Here is a 19,586-nt window from a genome sequence, read left to right on the forward strand (position 1 = left end):
GTTCACTCGGCTGGGCCCCCTTCTCCGTCTCACCCCGAGGTGCTGCAGTCACGGCGCCAGACATCACACTCCAGCTCGGATGAGGAATCGCAATGGACAAGCAAACCAAGACCAGGCGTCGTGTAGCCGGTGTGGGCGCCGGCGTCGCTCTGCTGGTCGGCCTCGGCGGTGTCGTGTCAGCCCCGGCCCAGGCCGCCACTGGTTTCAACCCCGGGGCGAGCGACGCTCGCCTGGGTGGCGTCGACCGGTACGCCACGGCCGCCGTCGTCGCCCAGAAATACTGGACATCGGCGCGGACTGTGATCGTCGCCAACGGCGAGACCAACGGTATCGACGCGCTCACCGCCTCCTACCTGGCTGGTGTCAAGGGTGCGCCCATCTTGCTGACCACCGCGAATGGGGTCCCGAGCGCTACGGCGGACGCCATCAAGGTGCTCAACCCCTCTGAGGTCATCGTCATCGGTGGGGAACCGTCCGTGTCGGCCCAGACTTTCGCCGCGTTGACCGCGGGACGCACTACGACGAAGCGCATCGCCGGTGTGGACCGTTTCGACACGGCCTCGAAGATCATCGCTGAGGCACGGGCGGCGCTGCCCGCCAACGCACCCGCCCCCACCGCCTTCCTGGCCCGTGGTGACGTCTACGGAAGCGACATCGCCGCCGACGCGCTCGCTGCCTCCCCCCTGGGGTATCGCGGTGTTCCGATCATCCTGACTGCGCAGGGTTCGCTGCCGAGCAGTTCGGCCGCCGTCCTGCAGAGCCTCAAACCGACCGCGCTCACCGCTCTTGGTTCGACGCAGTCGGTCAGCGCGGCGGTCGCCGCCTCAGCGGCGACGGCTGCCGGTCTCACCGCCACGTCGCGGCTCGAAGGGACCGACCGGAGCGGAACCGCGGCAGTGATCGCGACTTCGCCGCTGGCTGCCTCGGTGGGCATCGGGAAGGCCACGGTCGGCCTCGCCAACGGGTACCGCGTTGATGCCCTGGTGGCCGGCCCGGCCGCAGGCAAAGCTGGCTATCCGCTGCTGCTCACCGAATCGGCGAACTCGTTGGGCGCGGCCACTGAGGCGTACCTTCGGGCGAACTCCGGCAACCTCATCAGCGCTCAGGTGTTCGGAGACGCGACGGCCGTCTCGTCCACCGTGACCGATGCGGCTACGACCTCCGGCGGAGGGGTGGCGCCGACGGGATCGACGCCCCCGGTGAGCGGGCCCGTGGCCGGCGCACCGGCGAACCTGGACAACCAGGGCGACCAGCCCGACGTCAGGGTCAGTTTCGGCGTCGGGGCCGCGACTCTTACGAGCTTCTCCGTCCAGCGGGTGTCCAGCAGCGACCCCAACGTGTCCAGCACGCTGAACCTCACCGGTCAGGACGTCTCCTCCGGTTCCTTCATCGACTACGACGCCCCGGCCGGCTCCTGGGTGTACAGGATCACCGCCACGAGCGGTTCCCAGACGGCCATCGTCGTGACCCAGGCGCCGGTGACCCTCCAGGGTGCTCCTGCGGTCTCGGGCCAGCCCATCGGTCTCACCCCTGGATCGAACTCGGTGACTCTGACTTTCGACCAGCCGGTGTCCGGTCTGGCGCTCGGTGAGGTCACGTCAAACAACGGCGCGCTCAGCTTCACCCCAACGGCGGTCACCCCGGTCGACGGCCGGTCTGCTACCTGGACCCTCGCAGTCTCCGGAGGCACGCTCGCCGCAGGCAACACGATCACCGTCGCGGCCGGTTCGGTCGCGAGCGCCAGCGGAACCACCGGCCCAGCCATTGCGTACACCAGCCAGGCCATCGCCGCAGTACCTGCAGTCGTTGGCCAGCCGACGGGGATGTCGGTGGGCTCCACGAGTGTTCAGTTGACGTTCAACCAGTCGGTGGGTGGGCTGGACGTGGGTGACGTGACCAGCAGCCACGGCGCACTGGTCTTGACCCCGAGCCCGAACAGCCCCGACGCGAACGGGCGGTCGGCGACGTGGACAGTGGCCATCACCAGTGGATCGCTCGCGGCTGGGGATACAATCTCTGTCGGCACGGGTGCTGTCAGCAATGCGCAGGGCGCTACTGGACCGTCTGGCGCTTATACCTCAGCCGCGGTAGCACCCGTTCCCGCCGTGTCGAGCCGAAGCGGGATGGTGGTGGGCTCCACCAGTGTTCAGTTGACGTTTAATCAACCCGTTTCAGGCTTGAATGTTGGCGAGGTCACCAGCAGTAATACCGCGCTCGGTTTGGTGCCCACCGCAGTTAGTCCCGATGCCAATGGCCGCTCGGCCGTCTGGAACATCGGTGTCAACAATGGCCCGCTCGCTGCTGGCGATACGATCGTCGTCGCTGCGGGTTCGGTCGTGAATGCACAGGGGACAGCCGGCCCGGCGGCAGGTTCGTCGGCCGTGGTGGTTGCGCCCCTAAACGTCGCCATGACCATCACTAGCACCCCGGACAGCAGCATTGCTGTCAACGACACCGTCGTGTGGGTCTACTCTACGGCGGTGGATCCGTCAACATTCGGGGGCGTCTTGTCCGGCATTACGGCGAACGGCCCGGCATTGACTGGCCTGGCGGCGTTCGACGTGGTCGACGCCGCGATCGATGGGGGCTTTAGCGGCAGCGGAGGAACTTTCGACGTTGCTCTCTCTGCCGACGGAACAACGCTGACGGCCACGGCAATGAGTAGCGGGGGCTTCAACCTCTCGGGCGGGTCCTCCCCCGTGCCCGACTCTTCGCTTCGGGGTCAGAATGGCGCGGTTCCCGGTGTTGCCGCTGACAGCAGCGTCATCGGAAGCTTCTAACCGACTGCTCGACCTGTCTAATCAGGTCAGGAATCTCTGTACTGACCCGCCAGTCAGCGTAGAGATTCCTGACCTGAGCGGTCCTCCGAGACGGGCGTCACTCGACCGAGAGATGCTGTTGATTGTCATGCAATCAGTGGTGCTTCAGGAGGGCCGTGACATGGGCTGGCCACAAGATTCCATGACGGGCGTCTTCCACCTGCGTTGGCGCTATCACTTCGCAACTTAAGGTCAGGTACTTGGTGATCATGGCCGGCGGGGCAATGTTGCGAACTTGTACCCGAGAGACGGAACCATCTGAGTCCCTTGATGACTCGTACCACTCAGATCTCCCAGACGCGGACGTTGCAACCAGGCGGCAGGCAACCGCACGTTGCTCAAGACGAGCTTCTGCCACAGCTCTTTGAATGAGTTGGCTGTTCCAAATTGCCTCGTCCTCGACGCTGCCATCCTGGGCGTGTCCGACGATGACTCTGTCCGACCTCCTGCTGGCAGCACATCACCCGCACCGGGAACGACCACGCCGGTTGTCTACATTCACGGCGTGGCTGGCGGGGCCTCCAGCACCGGCGGGGTCAGCCCCCGGCTGGAGAGACCAACGCCACCGGCGGGACGTACGTCGCGTCGACGGAGAAGTTTGGTGTCGACAGCACGCCCTTCTACGTCGCGCCCCGCGCAGCCAGCGGCCTTGTCGGCGCCGACGCCGTAACCCCCGCCGCCTCGGTCCTCGTGAACAAGACCGCCGGCACGTTCGTCGAGAACGTGGACACCATTCCGGCGGCCGGTGCGGCGACGGTGTCCGCCCGCACCTTCGCCTTCGACGGCAACGACACCTTCACCGTCGGCGGTATTTCCGTCGGCATCGACACCTTCCGCGCCGCGCTCAGCGGTGGGGACACGGTGACGGGGAACTACACCACCGACGCCGGCGGGGTCAGCACCTTCGCCTTCACCGACGCCAACCCGGTCCTGACCGGCACCGCGACCGCCGGTACGGGAGCCGGCAGCAACGACGTCACCCTCGCTGCCAGCTTCGCGGCAGGGAGCCTCGACTCCGTGACCATCGAGCGCGCCTCCGGCGCCTCGGCGACCACCGGGTTCGCGGCCGTCACGACGGTGACGCCCGTGCCCTCGGCCACGGGCCTGAGCTACGTCGACAACGACCTCGCCACCGGCAGCTACACCTACCGCTTCACCCCGGTCAACGACGGTGACCCGGGTGCGGCGTAGACGGTCGACGTCACCGTCACCGCCCCGGTCGTGGCGGACACCACCGCTCCGACCCTGGTGAACTCGCTGCAGTCCACGGCCGCCGGTCTCGGCGGTACGGCCGACGCCAGGGACGTGCTGAAGCTCGTGGCTTCTGAATCCCTGGCCGCGGTGGCCGCGGGGGACTCCCTCCGCCTGACCGACGCCGACGGGACGACGGCCGAGGTCGTCAACGGAACCAGCAGCCCGGGGAACGCGACCTTCGCGCTCAACACCGCCGCTGAGACGGTCGCCGGCACGTCCTACCCCGCGGGGACCGTCCTGACGATCACGCTCGCCGCCGTGCCCAGCGCGGTCAACGCCGGGTCCGTCGCGGGGCTGCAGTACCCGGCGACCATCGCCGACCAGTCCGGCACGACCGACGTGGCGGGGAACAACCTCAGCCTCGCTTCCGGGGACCGCTCGATCAGCTGATCGGAACTACCCTGACGGGTACTCCGTCCTGACGGACGAAAGCACACCAAGAGGTCCCCGGCGCATCGCCGGGGACCTCTTCGTCGTCCGGGATCGATGACCCGCCTCCGCGGCACGCAGCGCGCGGTCCAAGGACGACATCACCAGCACCCCTAGGCTCGACCCATGCCCTGGCCGCCGACCTCCGTCCCGAACGTCGCCGTGATCCTTCCCTGCCTGAACGAGGCCACGGCGGTGGGTCACGTCATCGACGAGGTCCGGGTGGCGCTGCCCGAGGCGACGGTCTACGTCTACGACAACCGCAGCACCGATGACACCGCGGCCGTGGCGCGCGCCCACGGCGCCCAGGTGCGTTACGAACCCCGCCCCGGCAAGGGGAACGTCATCCGTCGGGCCTTCGCCGACGTCGAGGCCGACGTGTACGTGATGCTCGACGGGGACGACACCTATGACGCGTCGGTGGCGGGGGAGCTCGTCGAGAAGCTGATCACCGAGGGTCTGGACCACGTCGTCGGGACGCGGCGGGCCAGCAGCCTCACCGCCTACCGCCCGGGTCACGCCGCCGGCAACCGGGCCCTGAACCGCGTTGTGTCCACCGTCTTCGGGGAGCCCGTCACGGACATGCTCAGCGGGTACCGGGTCATGTCTCGGCGCTTCGTGAAGTCCTTCCCGGCCATCTCGCGCGGGTTCGAGGTCGAGACGGAGCTGACGGTGCACGCGGTGAACCTGCGGGTCCCGCAGGCCGAGGTGCCCGTCGGGTTCAAGGACCGGGCGGAGGGGTCGGCGAGCAAGCTCCGCACCTACCGCGACGGGTGGGCCATCCTCCGCTGGATCGTCCGCCTCGCCCGCTACGAGCGGCCGACGCTGGTGCACTCCACGCTCGGCGGTCTCATCGCCGTCGTCGCGCTGATCCTCGGCATTCCGGTGGTCATCGAGTTCTTCCGGATCGGGCTCGTCCCCAAGTTCCCGACGGCCATCCTCGCATCGGCCCTCATGATGATCGCCGTCGTCGTCACCGCGGTCGGCGTCATCCTCGAAGCCGTCCGGCATGCCTCGGACGAGGCCTCCCGGCTGATCTACCTCCAGTACCCGAGCCCACACGGCTTGCTCGACGAACGAGCACCCGTGGAGCCCTCCGTCGACGTGCGTCGCGACAACGTGGCCCAGCGGTGAGCGGCGTCGTCCGGTTCGTGGCGAAGGCCTTCGCGGGGCTCGTGGCCCTGCAGGTCGTGTTCTTCGTCCTGCTGGTGGGTGCGCAGGCCGTGCCGAACCAGCCGATCATCGACCACCTCGCCCAGGCCATCCAGACCGGCGACTACGGCGACCCCTACGGCCCCGACGGCGTCGGGGGAACCGCCGACCGGTTCACCGAGTGCGCGGAACTCGGGTACGGGGTCACGACCCCGAACGACCCCCGCAGCCTGTGGAACCTCACCACCGGCGGGCCGCGGTTGTCCTCCTGCGACGACGGCAAGGGCGAGATCCAGCAGCTCGCCGCCGGTGACGACTTCCAGACGCCGGCCACCTACTTCCGCTACTGGAGCGGGTACTCGATCCTCACCCGCCCGGTGCTCGCGCTCACCGACGTCCCCGGACTGCGCCTCGTCGTCACCGGGGTGTTCGCCGCCGCCGTCCTCGCCGCGTTCCTGGCCGTCACCCGGAGGGTCGGGGCAGCAGCGGGTTTCGCGCTGCTCCTGCCGATCGCCGCGACGACGAACGCCCTCGCGATGCCCGACCGGGCCTTCACCCACGGCATCGCGCTGGCGAGCGTCGCGGCCGGGGTCGCGATCACCGCGGTCGCGGCCTCCCGCGGGTGGCGTGCGGCGGTCCTCGGGGCGGGGTTCTCCGCGGCCCTGTTCTGCTACACGGACCTGCTCACCGTCCCGCCGATGAGCTGGGCGCTGTGCGCGGGGGTCGCCGCCGCCGTCACCCAGGTGCGGACGCGCGACGCGCGCGAGACGTGGCGCACCGTCCTCGCCGTCGGCGCCGCCTGGCCCGTGGCCTTCGGGTTCACCTGGGTGTTCCGCTGGTTCATCGGGGCCCTCGGACAGGGGCTGTCGGTGTTCTCCCGGGTGCAGGAGGTCAGCCAGTTCCGCCTCGACGGGGGCGACGTGTCCCACGCCTTCGGGGCCGGGGTCCTCGCGAACTGGAACTACTGGACGGAGCACTCGGTGACGGCGGTGCCGGTGGCCGTCGCCGCGGCCGTCGTGGTGCTCGTCCTGCTCGTGCTGACGGTCGTCCGCCACGGGGTGGGTGGTCTGTCCGTGTTCGCCGCGGTGGCGCTGCCCGCCCTCGTCGTCCCCGCCTGGTACTGCGTGCTGAGCAACCACTCCCAGATCCATGCGTTCTTCGTCTACCGCAGCCTCCCCGCCGCGGTGGGGGTGGTGCTGCTCGCCGCTGTCGTGTCCGCGCGACGAGCCGGCTCCCCGGCGTCCGAGCAGGTACCGGCGAACGGTCTCGTCGAGAGTCGCTGAGCCCGAGCCGACGGCCCGCCGCTCGGGCGGCGGGCCGTCGAACCCCTCAGGCCTGACCGGCGGCACCCGCCGCGTTCGTCGCTTTCGACGACACCGCGGACTGGTCGCCGAACACGGTCGCCCCCGACAGCGTCGCCTTGTGCTCGCTCAGGAACCCGGAGGTCCCACCGCCGAGGGAGTCGGCGGACTCCGTCAGCAGCAGCGGGTAGCCGGCCTTCCCGGCCGCGGGGCCGGCCGCGAGGGCGTCGATCCGGTAGCCGTTGGCGATGCCCACGGCGGTGCCGCTGAAGCCGACGTCGGCGGCGAGGGCGAACCGCGCGATGGCGGCGGCGGTCTCGGTCCGATCGGTCCCCTGGAGCCGCGCGACGGTGGTCACGGACGAGTTCGCGCGGACCTGGTTGGTCACCGCGTCCGACACGGCACTGGAGCTCCCGGCCACCTGGACCGACGTCACTCCGGCGTTCTTCAGGGCAGCGAGGGTGGCGGCGGGGAGTTCGTCACGACCGGTGAGCAGGACCGGCATCCCGGCGCGGAACGCGACGGGGGAGACAGCCAGGGCGTCGGCCGCGACCGTGCTGCCGTAGACGTCACCGCGGACGAGGAACGCGGCTGTGGGCTTCTCCACCGCGGCCTCGAGACCGGCGGCGAGCAGCAGGGCGGCCGTGTCGTAGCGGTCGGTACCGGCGATCCGCTGCCCGGAGCGCCCGGCGGTCAGCGCGTCGTAGGTCGACCGCGAGACGGAGTTCAGACCGCCCACGACGATCACGTGCTTCGCGTTCAGCGCGTCGATCGTGGCCAGGGTCTCGGCGGGCGACGCGTCCCGGCTGGTGAGGAGGATCGGCGCGTCCTTCACCCCGGCCAGGTAGGACGCGGAGAGGGCGTCGATCCCGTTCTGCTCGCCGTTGGCGACGATGACGGTGTCGGCGGACTTCCACTCCCGCCGGGCGATCTGCGAGGCGGTGTCGTAGCGGTTCTGGCCGCCCACCCGGGAATCGGCGCTCGAGGGGTCGAACGTCGTCTTCACCGGGGTCGGCGTCGGGGACGGCGTCACGGGGGTCGCCACCACGGGAGTCGTGACGGGGGGAGCGACCACGACGGGCGGGCTCACGACCACCGGCGGGTTCACCACCGGCGGGACCACGACGGGAGCGTGGTAGGTGACCGTGCTGCTGACCCCGGGGATGCTCGAGCCCTTGCCGTTCGTGGCCGTGACCGCGAAGGAGTAGGTGCCGTCGGTGGTCAGCGTGTAGGTCTTCGACAGCGTGGCTCCGGCGGCCACGGTCGCCGGGATGGCCCCGGGGATCGACGGCGTCACGGTGTAGGACGTGATGGCGTTGCCGTGCGCGGCCGGGGCCGTCCACGTCACCGTGACCGACGAACCGGTGAGCGTGGCGGTCACGACGGGGGCGTCCGGTACTGCGGTGAGGTCGAAGAGCCGCGTCGCGGAACTCGGGGTTCCCTGTCCGAGGGAGTTCTTCGCGGCCACGGTGAACGTGTACGTGTGGTCGGCGGCCAAGGGGTACTGGTACGTCAGAACGTTCCCCGCGCTGACCGTCGGCTGCGGCTGACCGTCCTTGACGGCCGTCACGACGTACTCCGTGATCGGGTTGTTGTTCGCGTTCGGCGCCGTCCATGCCAGGACGGCCGTCGGGGCGCCCGACGTTCCGCCGGCGGTCGCGGTCACCCCCGTCACTTGGGCAGGAACTCCCGGGGTGGCGTAGCGGACGGTGCCACTGGTCGCCGTGGTTCCGGTGCCGCGGGCGTTCTGCGCCGCCACGGCGAAGGTGTAGTCGACGTCGGGGACCAACGGGAGGGTCGCGGTGGTGGCGGTCACGGTCACCGGAGTCTGCGCGATCCCACCGCGGCTGGGTGTCACGACGTAGCCGGTGATGGGCGAACCACCGGCGGAACCCGCCGTCCAGGTGAGCTTCGCCGCCGTTCCCTCGAGCACACCGACGAGGTTGGTGACGACGGCCGGCTTGCCGACGGCGACGATCGAGTTCGACGCGACGGAGTCCGCGGCGTCGACCTCGTTCTTCGCCGTCACCGTGAACGTGTAGGTCTCACCGGGCGTCAGGCCCGTGACCACCGTCGAGACGGTGCTGCCGGCGACGGTCTTCTTCAGCGACGTCTGCGCCACCCCGTTGAGGTACGGCGTCACGACGTACTCGCTGATCGTCCCACCGTTGGGGTTCGCCGAGGTCCAGTCGACCGTCGCCGTGCCGTCGGCGGTTCCGACGGTCGCACTGACCCCGGTGGGCGCGCCGACCGACCCCGGCGTGGGTGCGGTGTTCGCGACGGAGACCTTGATGCGGGCGGTCGTCCCGTCGTAGGACTGCACCGCGAAGTTGAGCTGCGAACTCGCCGACGTCAGCGGCTGGGTGGTCGGAACGTTGAAGTCGACGTCGCTCGTGGCGTTGCCGGTGGGAGTTCCGTCCAGGACGATCGAGGCGTTGTAGGCAGACGCGTCGGCCTTCGTCACCAGCACACCCTTGTCGGGGCCCTGCCAGTACGCGGCGGCGAGGTCGTCCCCGGCGCTGTTGCCGCGGAGTTCGACGTAGTACTTGGTGCTCGTCGCCGGGTCGACGACCTTCAGGCCGTGGACCTGACCGTCGGAGGTGTTCGGGAGGGCCTTGATCTCGTAGGTGCCGGTGGTGGAGACCGTCTGGATCCCGCGGGGGAGCACCCCGAGGACGTCCTGCTCCGGGATGTTGACGTTGCCGTGGCCGATGGTCGAACCGGACTTGGACATGACGTCCCAGACGTTCCCGTACTCCGCAGCATTCGCCCCGGCGTACCCGTTCGCGTACGTGACGTCGCTCAGGGTCGGGTGGAACAGAGCGTTCGCGTGACCCAACGAGAGGTTGTGGCCGAGTTCGTGCGCCCACACCGAGGACTCGATGTCCGCGACGTACGCCTTGCCGCCCGAGGTCACGTTCGCCCCGATGGTGCCGAGTCCGTAGCCGCAGATCCCGTTCGCTTCAGTGTTTCGGGGCACCAGGACGACCAGGTGGCGTCCGGAGGACGGTGTCCACCCGATCTTGCTCGCGGCGTCCGTCCACAGTGCGTCGTAGTCGGCGCAGGTCTTGGTGCTCTGGTACCAGTTCTGCGTCTGCCCGAGGGTGAAGGAGACCTTCCCGTCGGTCTGAGAACTCCAGTAGTCCGAGGCCTGCTGCAACGCGGTCTGGGCCTGGGTCGTGGTGAACGGTGTCGTGTCCTGGGTGGCGCCGTACGGGACGGCCATGACGATGTCGACGGTCTGAGGGGTCGCGGCGGCCGCGACCGGTGCCGCGGCGGCGACCTGGGCCCGCTGCACGCCGAGCACCGTGAGGTTCTCGGCGTCGGCGTCCGCCACCCGCAGCGTGACGTTCGTCTCGGCCGGAAGCCGGGTGACGCGCGGGTCGGTGACCCGCAGGTAGTCGCCGTCGACGTGGACGAAGGTCTCGACGTGGTCACCGTCGTGCGCGTCCGCGGCCTCGGCGGCGGCTCCGTGCTCGGTGTCGTGCCCCGGACCACCTTCGGTCGCCACCTGCACGATCTGACCCGTGATGACGTCGCCGGTGTCGGCGTGGGCCGAACCGACCGGGATCAGGGTGAGGCCGGGCGCGAGGGCGATCAACCAAGCCAGCGAACGGGTCGTGCGGCGCACCGGGTTACCTCTTCCGTCAGAAGCGTCTGCTGTGACAGGGATCGCGCCCTGCGACGGCCTCCTTGAACGAGTTCCCGGAATGGAGCAGTGGAAGTCACCCGTCCGGTCTCACCTGTCGGGGCCTCTGGAACCCCGTTCCTGAGGGCGGCCCCAGAGGGGTGTCGAACGCTCGGCGCTGAGAGGATCAGCGCCTCGCGGAGTGGACGAACCACCACCTGGTGCCGAGGAGCACGGTCGGAAGCCTGGGACCGAGGCCGCTGGGTTCCAACACGACGGCTCCGACGTCCTGAACCGGTGTCTCGACCGCTCCGAGATCCCCCGCGGATCGCGATGGGGCGTTGCGGAACGCGGCGATGGTTCAGCGCAGGAGTCGGATGACTGCGGCTCCCGTGACGCGTTCTCCGCGTGATCATGCAGATCGCGTTCCTGCGAGGTACGTCGTGCATGTGTTGAGCAGCACAGAATCCGAGCGCAACCGCGCGGTGGGCCTGCCGATCGCCATCGCCCGCCGCTCGCCCCGCGTCCTGACCACGCGGGACGCTGCCGCCGTCTACAGCGCGCCCCGGCCCCAGCCGAAGCGCCTCACCGACGCCGGACTGCTGCTGCGGCTGACGAACGGCGTGTACGCGGTGCCGCCGTCGGGGCGTGAGGCGAGCGGGTGGACACCGGATCTCGAAGTGCTCGCCGGCGGGATCGGCGCGGCGGTCTTCGGCGCGGACCAGGCCGTGATCGTCGGGATGAGCGCGGCCCGCCTGCACGGCGCCGTCCCACGCGCGCTCGGTGAAGCCTTCGTCGCGGTGCCCCGCCAGCACCGTGCCGTGGTCGTCGAGGGTGGGCGAACGGTTCGCTTCCTGATGCGCCGCACCGACCTCCTCGACGCGGAAGCCGTTCCCACCGAGATCGGGCCGCTGCTCGTCGGCACGGTCGAGCAGACCGTTCTCGACCTGGGCCACGGCCCGTTGCACGCCCCGGAGTCCTCGGCGGAACGGGAGGCCGTCTCGGCGCTCGCCCCTCGCCTCGACTGGACGGTGGCCCGGGAGTTGGCGACGGCACAGCGGCGGGCGGCAGCCCTCCGTCGGGTCGAGACCCTCCTCCGGGAGGTCGACCGGTGACGCTGTCGGACGACGACCTGCGGCGGGTCGCCGAACAGTTCGGGGTGTCGGAACTGCAGGTGAGGCGGGATCACCTCATCACCCACCTCCTGGCCGTCCTCAGTGCTTCGCCCCTCGCCGACGAACTGGTCTTCTACGGCGGGACCACCCTGCCCAAGACCCACCTCGACCAGCGTCAGTCGGCGGACCGGTACGACGTCGGTGCAGCGCAGCCCGGTTGAGCCGGCCGGCCGTGGCACGGACCTCGTTGAGAACGACCAAAAGTGTCACGGCGGCCGCGTCGCAGGCTGGAACCACACTTCTTCCGGCGAGAAAGTATGGCGGCCTGCGTCAGGGCAGCACCGTGACACTTTCCTCCGGCCCGGACCCGAACCCCATCGCGACGACGTGCGGCGTGTTCAGAGGTGGGCAGGCGTGCTGGACGCACGATCCTTCCCGGGAACACCGAGAACGACCGGGCAGCTTGCGTTCTGGCCGGCGCGGCGGCCTGACCAACCTGCAACGGGTCCTGAAGGACCTGGAGGCCGAGGGCGTACCGGCCTGCGGACGTGAAGTCCGTCGAGGGGCCGGATTCTTCTGCGTCCCACCGGAAGACCCCCTGGCTGACGCGCCCCTCCCGACGAGCTGGATTCCGGGCCCCGGCTACCGATGGAAGACGGTGAGCTTCCCCGTCATCCCCACCCGTCCCGCCCAGCCCGGCACCGCCCGCAGCGGAAACCCCCTCTCGGCCTCGGTCGGCCGTCGCCTCGCCCTGGGCTTCGGGGCCGTCGCCGCGTGCGTGGCGGTCGCCGGGGGTCTGGGGACCTGGGCGCTGGACCAGCAGGGGAACACCACCGACGACCTGCAGCGTCTCGACGCGGTCTCCCGCCAGGTGCAGCAGCTGCGCTACTACGACGCCGACGTCAGCGGCTGGCAGGGCTGGCTGTACGCGCAGGCGGAGGCCGAGAGCCCTGCTGCGGCCGTCGACCCGGCGGGCGCCAACGTCATGGGCCTGAAGGCCGACCGCGAGGCGGGGACCGCGCTGCTCGACGGTTTCGACGAGGAGGCGCTGACGGCGTCGGAGCGCACCGTGCTGGACCAGGCGCGGACGGAGTGGAAGGACTTCTTCGCGGTCCAGGACACCTTCGTCAGCCAGGTGGCCCAGGGCACGCCGGAGTCGATGGCCACCGCCTACGCCACCCTCAACGGGCCCCTCAACACGTCGTGGGAGGCGCTGCTCAAGAGCACCCAGGCGCTCGCGGAGAGCGTCGACGCCCGCGCCGAGGACGCCCAGGCGGCGGCCGCTACCCGCGAGACGCGGCTCAAGGTCGTCCTGCTCACGGCGACGGTCCTGGCCCTCGCGCTGGCCGCGGTCACCGCGCCCCTCGTGGCGCGTTCCATCACGCGCCCCCTGGCCCGCACCCTCGCGGTCGTCCAGGGTCTCGCCGCCGGTCGTCTCGACCAGCGCGTCGCCCTGACCGGGCAGGACGAGGTGGCCCGCCTCGCCGTCGCCCTCGACGCCACCATGGACCGCCTCACCGACACCGTGCGCCGCATCTCGGCGAACGCCGGCACCCTCGCGGGGTCCAGCGAGGAACTCACGATCGTCGCCACCGAACTCTCCTCCGGCGCCGAGAAGGCCGCCGCGCAGGCCCAGGTCGTCTCCGCCGCCACCGAGGAGATCTCCGCCAACATCGGCACGGTCGCCGCGGCCGGGGACGAGATGTCGGCGGCCATCCGTGAGATCGCGACCTCGACCGCCGAGGCGTCCATGACCGCGGCCGGTGCCGTCGCGGCGGCGGGTGCGGCCGGGGACACCCTGGATCGCCTCTCCGCCTCCTCCCGCGAGATCGGGGAGGTCGTGAAGCTCATCACCTCCATCGCGGAGCAGACGAACCTGCTGGCGCTGAACGCGACGATCGAGGCCGCCCGGGCGGGGGAGATGGGCAAGGGGTTCGCCGTCGTCGCCGGTGAGGTCAAGGAACTGGCCCAGCAGACGGCCCGGGCCACGGAGGAGATCGTGGCCAAGGTGGGTTCCACCCAGTCGGACGCGGCCGCGGCGGCGGCCGCGATCAGCGAGATCACCGAGGTCATCGCCCGCATCGACGGGTTGCAGTCCACGATCGCGGCGGCGGTGGAGGAGCAATCGGCGACGACGTCGGAGATGGTCCGCAACGTCACCGAGGTCTCCTCCGGGTCCCAGGAGATCGCGGTGAACATCTCCGGGATCGCCGCCTCCTCCGACCAGACCACGGCCGGGGCCACCCACACCGCCACCACCGCCGGTGAGGTCTCGCGCGCCGCGGCCGAGCTGAACGACCTGGTCGGGACCTTCACCCTCCCGCGCTGACCCGGGACGGGAGCACCGGCAGGACCGGTCCCGACCATCTTGCCGCGCGCCGGGTCATCCAGGAGAGTTGATCGATCGACGGAGGGCGGCACGCAGGGGTGTACGGCTTGGTGAACACGGCGATCGCCGAGATGGCGCGCGCTGCCGGGGGCGAGGACGCCTGGCAGGCGGTCTGCACCCACGCCCGGATCCCGCCCACGGCCTTCATCGGCATGACCGCCTACCCCGACGAGGTGACGTACCGCCTCGTCGACGGCGCCAGCGCCGTCCTCGGGCTGACCCCGCAGCAGGTCCTGACCGCCTTCGGCCGGCACTGGGTCCGCTACACCTCGCAGCAGGGCTGGGGACCGCTGCTGCAGTCGGCCGGTGGGTCGTTGCCCGCGGTCCTCGGCGGCCTGGACGCCCTGCACGCCCGGGTCCGGCTGATGATGCCCGCCCTGCGGCCACCGTCGTTCCGCTGCGTCGAATTCACCCCGACCACGCTGCGCCTGGACTACTGGTCGGACCGTCCCGGCCTGGCCCCGATGGTCGTCGGGCTCGTCGAGGGCCTGGCCGAACTGCTGGGCACCACCGCGTCGGCGACGCACGTGCTGGCTGCCGCTGACGGCCACGACCACGACTCCTTCGCCGTCACCCACGCCGGGGTCGTGGGGTGAGCCTGGACCCGCGGCCGGGAGCACCGGTGCTGTCCGAGGACTCGCTCCCGGACCTGCTGGAACGGCTGTGCCCGTTCTACCTGCTCGTCGACCACGGGGGCCGCGCGACCCGGGTGGGGCCCTCGCTGGCGAAGGTCTGCCCGGACCTGGACGTCGGTGACCCGGTGGCGGCGACGCTGCGCATCACCACCCCGCGGGACCTGACGTGGGAACGCTGCGGCGACGAGCTCCCGCGCGGTCTGGTCCTCGTCGAGACGGGCCGGGGTCAGGTCCTGCGCGGTCAGGTGCTGCCCACCGGGGAGGGAACCCTGTTCGTCGGGACCCCCTGGGTCACGAGCATGAGCGACCTCCTCCACCTGGGGCTGCGCCTCGACGACTTCGCGCCGGCCGACCCGGTGACCGACTTCCTGCTGCTGCTGGGAGCGCAGGCCAGCGCGCTGTCCGACGCGCAGCTGCTCGCGACCCAGCTGCAGGACATCGCCGCCGCCCACGCCCACCGCGCCAGCCACGACAGCCTGACGGGACTGCCCAACCGCACCTCCTTCGCCGCCCGCCTGGACGAGGAGCTGCGGGTCGTGCAGGCCGGCGGGGGCAGCGCCGCGGTCGTGCTCCTGGACCTGGACCGCTTCAAGGAGATCAACGACACCCTCGGGCACCGCTGCGGCGACCTGCTGCTGCAGCAGGTCGGACCGCGCGTCCAGGGCGTCCTGCGGGCCGGCGAGTTCATCGCCCGCCTCGGCGGCGACGAGTTCGCCCTGCTCATCACCTCCCCGCACCGGGGAGCGGCGGCGCTGGCCGACCACCGCTCCGTCGCGGAACGCGTCCTGGACGCCCTGCGCGAGCCGTTCGTCGTCGGGGAGCTGACGCTGCTCGTCGCCGCCAGCGCCGGGATCGCCATGTCCCCCGAGCACGGCAGCACCGGGGAACTGCTCCTGCAGCACGCCGACGTCGCGATGTACCTCGCCAAGGCCCAGCACCTGGACCTGGCCGCGTACTCCTCCGGCCTGGACGCCCACGAACCCCGCCGGCTCACCCTGCTGTCGCAGCTGCGGACCGCCGCGGACACCGGCGAGCTCGTCCTGCACTACCAGCCCCTGCTCCACCTGCCCTCGCGCGAGGTCCGGGGCGTCGAGGCGCTCGTGAGGTGGCAGCACCCGCAGGAGGGTCTGCTGCTGCCCTCGGACTTCGTGCCGCTGGCCGAGAGCAGCGGCCTGGTGCAGGTCATGACCGCCCGCGTGCTGAGTCAGGCCTGCGCGCAGGCGAGCGCGTGGCTCGCCGCGGGGCGCCCGCTCGTCGTGTCCGTGAACGTCTCGGCCCGTTCGCTGGTGGACGCGACGCTGCCGGAGTCGGTGGCCGAGAACCTGGCGGTGGCGGGACTGCCGGCCCACCTGCTCAAGCTCGAGATCACCGAGAGCGCGGTGATCGCCGACCCGGTGCGCGCGCAGGACGTGCTCGCCCGGCTGCGCGACCTCGGCGTCGGCCTGTCGGTCGACGACTTCGGCACCGGGTACACCTCCCTCGCCCACCTGCGGCAGCTGCCGGTGCAGGAGCTGAAGATCGACCGGTCCTTCGTCACCACCATGCTGAGCGAACCCAGGAACGCGGTCATCGTGCAGACCGGGGTCGAGCTGGCCACGCGCCTGGGGCTCACCTCGGTGGGTGAGGGCGTCGAGGACGCCGCCACCCTCGAGGCCCTCGCCGCGCTCGGCTGCACCACGGCGCAGGGGTTCCACCTCGCGCGGCCCCTACCGCCCGCGGCGCTGGAGCGTTGGCTGACCGCCTGGACCGCGCGACGTCCCGCGCCGTAGCCGGGAACGCGCCGCGGCGGACCGGGACCGGTCGGAGGGTCCCCCCGACCGGTCCCCGCTACCGCAGCCTCAGCCGACGAACGGTTCCAGCCACAGGTGTTCGGCCTCGATGCGGTCCGCGCGGCGCAGGTCGTCCTCGAAGTCGACCTCGACGATGTCGTAGCGCGACACGTCGACGGGGACGACGTGCAGGCCCCGGCGGGCGATGGCCGTCTCCAGCCCCCGCTCGAAGTAGTCGGTGTCGGCGCAGGCGCGGAGCTCCTCGACGAGGACGGCCTTGTCGGCGGCGCTGACGTAGTTGATGCCGACCGCTTCGCCGAGCCCGCCCGTGACGGTCTTGGACAGCTCCCGCACGAAACCCTCGGGGTCGACGGTGTACTTGACCTCCTCCTCGCCCACGGCTTCCGTGTTGACGCAGACGAAGGTCTCGTCGCGGTCCAGCCACGGCTGCACGTGGCGCAGGACGCGCGGGTCGAACACGACGTCGCCGTTCATCCACAGGACGCCGCCCGGGTGGGAGGTCTCCAGCGCGCGGAGCAGGCTCTTCGAGGTGTTGGTGGAGTCGAAGAGCTCGTTGTAGGCGAACCGCAGTTCCGGGTGCGCCTCCATGATCACGTTGGCCTTGAACCCGACGACGACGGCGACGCGCGCACCGTCGCCGAGCGCGGTCCGGACGTTGTCCAGCTGCTGCTGCATGATCGTGCGCCCGTCGCGGAGCACGGTCTGCGACTTCGGCAGGGGCCGGCCCAGGCGGGTTCCGAGACCCGCGGCGAGGACGACGGCCTGCACGTTCTGGGAGCGGCTCACGCACCCACCTCCTTGCGTCGGTACACGAGATCGAGGACGCGGTCGGCGGCGTGGCCGTCCTCCGCGTGGCTGAACATCTCCTGGAACGCCTCGTAGCGCTCCTTCGAGGCGGTGCTCACGGCGTCGAGGTCCTCGAGCGCGTCGAGGACCTCCTCCGAGGACCGCAGGACCGGACCGGGAGCGATCCCGGTCAGGTCGAAGTAGAACCCCCGCAGCACGTCGCGGTAGTGCTCCAGGTCGTAGGCGAAGAGCAGGATCGGCTTGCCGGTCAGGGCGAAGTCGAACACGGCGGAGGAGTAGTCCGTCACCAGCACGTCGGCGGCCAGGTAGAGGTCGTTGATGTCGGGGTGGGTGGAGACGTCCACCACCCCGGGCACCTCCCCACCGCGCAGCGCCTCCGGCACCAGGTGGTGCAGGCGCAGCAGCAGCGTCTGGTCGGCGCCCAGGCGCTGCGTGAAGCGGTCGGGGTCCAGGGGGAGGCGGTAGGCCTCGGCGCCCTCGAGACGGTCGTCGTCGCGCCAGGTGGGCGCGTAGAGGACGGCGGTGCGTCCCTCGGGCAGGCCCAGTTCGGCGCGCACGGCGGCGCGGCGGGCGGTCGCGTCCGGGGCGAGCAGCGCGTCGTTGCGCGGGTAGCCGGTGACCGGCACGGCACCCGTGTGGCCGAACGCGGCACGCAGCGCGACGGCGCCGGCCTCGCTCGGACCGACGAGGACGTCCCAGCGGGTCACGTCCTCGTCGAGCAGGTCCATCAGGGCCGTGTCGTCGGTCTGGAGGAGCGCGTCGCGGTGGATGCGCTTGAGCGGCGTCCCGTGCCAGGTCTGCACGTACGTGGTGCCCGGGCCCTTGCGCCACCGCGGGAGGTGGTTGTCGGCGAACACGACGTCGGCGGACTCCAGCGCGGCCACGGCCTCGGGGGTCCCCACGGGGACGGTGCTGGTGCCGGCGGGGAACGAGTCCGCGTGGCGGGCGTGGGCCAGCCAGACGTGCTCGACGTCGAGCTCGTCCCGGGTCAGTGCGCGCTGGTGCAGGGCTCGCGGGTTGTCGGAGTAGCGCCCTCCGAAGCTGTAGTAGACGATCTTCACGTTCTTCTCTCTGTCGACGGGTCAGGTGGGCGCATCCCTGCGTCCCCTCTGCAGTGTGCGGCCTGTACGGCGCGAGGACGACACTCCGCGTTCCGGGGGTCCGAGGTGCGGGACGGCCGTGGATCTGGTTGAATCTTCTACTACCTGACCAGCGGAGGACCGACGTGAGCTCGACCAGCACCGACGACGGCAACACCGGCTACGTGAACCCCACCGGCGACTTCCGCCGCGACCAGCGCTACATCGAGACCCGCATCACCGCCGACGGCCGTGACGGCTACCCGGTCGAGGCGGGCCGCTACCGGCTCATCGTGAGCCGGGCCTGCCCGTGGGCGAACCGGGCGATCATCGTGCGGCGCCTGCTGGGCCTCGAGGGTGCCCTCTCGATGGGCATCGCGGGACCCACGCACGACGAGCGCAGCTGGACGTTCGACCTCGACCCCGGCGGGCGCGACCCGGTGCTGGGCATCGAGCGCCTCCAGGAGGCGTTCTTCGCGCGCATCCCCGGCTACGACCGGGGGATCACCGTCCCCGCGATCGTCGACGTGACCACGGGGCAGGTCGTCACCAACGACTTCCCGCAGATGACGATCGACCTGTCCCTGGAGTGGAGCGAGTTCCACCGCGAGGGCGCCCCGCAGCTGTACCCGGAACACCTGCGCGACGAGATCGACGCGGTGAACAAGGACGTGTTCCGCGACGTCAACAACGGCGTGTACCGGGCGGGTTTCGCGGGCACCCAGGACGCCTACGACCGCGCCCACGACAGGCTCTTCACCCGTCTGGACGCGCTGTCCGAGCGTCTGGAGACCCAGCGCTACCTCGTCGGCGACACCATCACCGAGGCCGACGTCCGGTTGTTCACGACGCTGGCGCGCTTCGACCCCGTCTACCACGGGCACTTCAAGTGCAACCGCTCGAAGCTGTCCGAGATGCCGGTGCTCTCGGCCTACTTCCGCGACCTGTACCAGACGCCCGGGTTCGGGGACACGACCGACGTGACCCACATCAAGGCCCACTACTACCGCGTCCACCGCGACATCAACCCGACCGGCGTCGTGCCCGCCGGCCCCGACCTGTCGGGGTGGTGGGAACCCCACGGTCGTGAGGCGCTGGGCGGTCGCCCGTTCGGGGACGGGACCCCGCCCCCGCCGCCGGTGGAGTCCGAGGTCGTCCCCCGCGACCACGCACCGCAACCCCGCTGAG

At 70.8% G+C, this 19,586-nt stretch carries 14 protein-coding genes; 11 read left to right on the top strand and 3 right to left on the bottom strand.

The features are described 5' to 3' along the window. Positions 1 to 92 precede the first annotated feature (92 nt). The 5 genes from ACFQ46_RS05005 (at position 93) to ACFQ46_RS05025 (ending at position 6,937) form a co-directional block, all read left to right on the top strand. Positions 93 to 2,780 (top strand): cell wall-binding repeat-containing protein, encoded by a 2,688-nt coding sequence (locus ACFQ46_RS05005; protein WP_380257777.1) that lies wholly within the window; start codon positions 93 to 95, stop codon positions 2,778 to 2,780. A 729-nt stretch (positions 2,781 to 3,509) separates the two neighbouring features. Further along, positions 3,510 to 4,010 (top strand): hypothetical protein, encoded by a 501-nt coding sequence (locus tag ACFQ46_RS05010; protein ID WP_380257779.1) that lies wholly within the window; start codon positions 3,510 to 3,512, stop codon positions 4,008 to 4,010. A 30-nt stretch (positions 4,011 to 4,040) separates the two neighbouring features. Next, the gene (locus ACFQ46_RS05015; RefSeq protein ID WP_380257781.1) at positions 4,041 to 4,463 is read left to right on the top strand and encodes a hypothetical protein; all 423 of its coding nucleotides are present in this window, start codon (positions 4,041 to 4,043) and stop codon (positions 4,461 to 4,463) included. A 165-nt stretch (positions 4,464 to 4,628) separates the two neighbouring features. After that, on the top strand, positions 4,629 to 5,636 hold the full coding sequence (locus ACFQ46_RS05020) for a glycosyltransferase (RefSeq protein WP_380257783.1): 1,008 nt from the start codon (positions 4,629 to 4,631) through the stop codon (positions 5,634 to 5,636). After that, complete coding sequence (locus ACFQ46_RS05025) at positions 5,633 to 6,937, top strand: hypothetical protein (RefSeq protein ID WP_380257785.1); 1,305 nt, start codon at positions 5,633 to 5,635, stop codon at positions 6,935 to 6,937. Before ACFQ46_RS05020 ends, ACFQ46_RS05025 begins: the two co-directional genes overlap by 4 nt. Before the next feature lie 46 nt (positions 6,938 to 6,983). On the opposite strand, the gene ACFQ46_RS05030 is transcribed toward ACFQ46_RS05025, so the two are convergent. Beyond that, positions 6,984 to 10,586, bottom strand: coding sequence for a cell wall-binding repeat-containing protein (locus ACFQ46_RS05030; RefSeq protein ID WP_380257787.1), 3,603 nt, complete (start codon positions 10,584 to 10,586; stop codon positions 6,984 to 6,986). Between the two features lie 449 nt (positions 10,587 to 11,035). Between ACFQ46_RS05030 and ACFQ46_RS05035 the strand changes: the two genes are divergently transcribed. From ACFQ46_RS05035 to ACFQ46_RS05055, 5 genes are all read left to right on the top strand, one after another. Continuing rightward, on the top strand, positions 11,036 to 11,698 hold the full coding sequence (locus ACFQ46_RS05035) for a type IV toxin-antitoxin system AbiEi family antitoxin (RefSeq protein WP_380257789.1): 663 nt from the start codon (positions 11,036 to 11,038) through the stop codon (positions 11,696 to 11,698). Next, positions 11,695 to 11,919, top strand: coding sequence for a hypothetical protein (locus ACFQ46_RS05040; protein ID WP_380257791.1), 225 nt, complete (start codon positions 11,695 to 11,697; stop codon positions 11,917 to 11,919). The genes ACFQ46_RS05035 and ACFQ46_RS05040 overlap by 4 nt, the downstream gene beginning before the upstream one ends. A 437-nt stretch (positions 11,920 to 12,356) precedes the next feature. Further along, on the top strand, positions 12,357 to 14,027 hold the full coding sequence (locus ACFQ46_RS05045; protein ID WP_380257793.1) for a methyl-accepting chemotaxis protein: 1,671 nt from the start codon (positions 12,357 to 12,359) through the stop codon (positions 14,025 to 14,027). Positions 14,028 to 14,137: 110 nt separating this feature from the next. Next, positions 14,138 to 14,683 carry a heme NO-binding domain-containing protein gene (locus ACFQ46_RS05050; protein ID WP_380257795.1) on the top strand — a complete coding sequence of 182 codons (546 nt, stop codon included), beginning with the start codon at positions 14,138 to 14,140 and terminating at the stop codon, positions 14,681 to 14,683. Then, on the top strand, positions 14,680 to 16,491 hold the full coding sequence (locus tag ACFQ46_RS05055) for an EAL domain-containing protein (RefSeq protein WP_380257797.1): 1,812 nt from the start codon (positions 14,680 to 14,682) through the stop codon (positions 16,489 to 16,491). Before ACFQ46_RS05050 ends, ACFQ46_RS05055 begins: the two co-directional genes overlap by 4 nt. Before the next feature lie 69 nt (positions 16,492 to 16,560). Here ACFQ46_RS05055 and ACFQ46_RS05060 read toward each other — a convergent pair whose 3' ends face one another. Both ACFQ46_RS05060 and ACFQ46_RS05065 read right to left on the bottom strand, forming a co-directional pair. Continuing rightward, a complete protein-coding gene (locus tag ACFQ46_RS05060; RefSeq protein ID WP_328294305.1) occupies positions 16,561 to 17,298 on the bottom strand; it encodes a phosphocholine cytidylyltransferase family protein in 738 nt (245 codons plus the stop codon). After that, on the bottom strand, positions 17,295 to 18,380 hold the full coding sequence (locus ACFQ46_RS05065; protein WP_380257799.1) for a CDP-glycerol glycerophosphotransferase family protein: 1,086 nt from the start codon (positions 18,378 to 18,380) through the stop codon (positions 17,295 to 17,297). The genes ACFQ46_RS05060 and ACFQ46_RS05065 overlap by 4 nt, the downstream gene beginning before the upstream one ends. A gap of 164 nt (positions 18,381 to 18,544) precedes the next feature. Between ACFQ46_RS05065 and ACFQ46_RS05070 the strand changes: the two genes are divergently transcribed. Further along, positions 18,545 to 19,585, top strand: coding sequence for a glutathione S-transferase family protein (locus ACFQ46_RS05070; RefSeq protein ID WP_380257801.1), 1,041 nt, complete (start codon positions 18,545 to 18,547; stop codon positions 19,583 to 19,585). Position 19,586 lies beyond the last annotated feature (1 nt).

Origin of the sequence: Kineococcus sp. GCM10028916 (assembly GCF_042674865.1) — a bacterium.
Lineage (GTDB): Bacteria > Actinomycetota > Actinomycetes > Actinomycetales > Kineococcaceae > Kineococcus.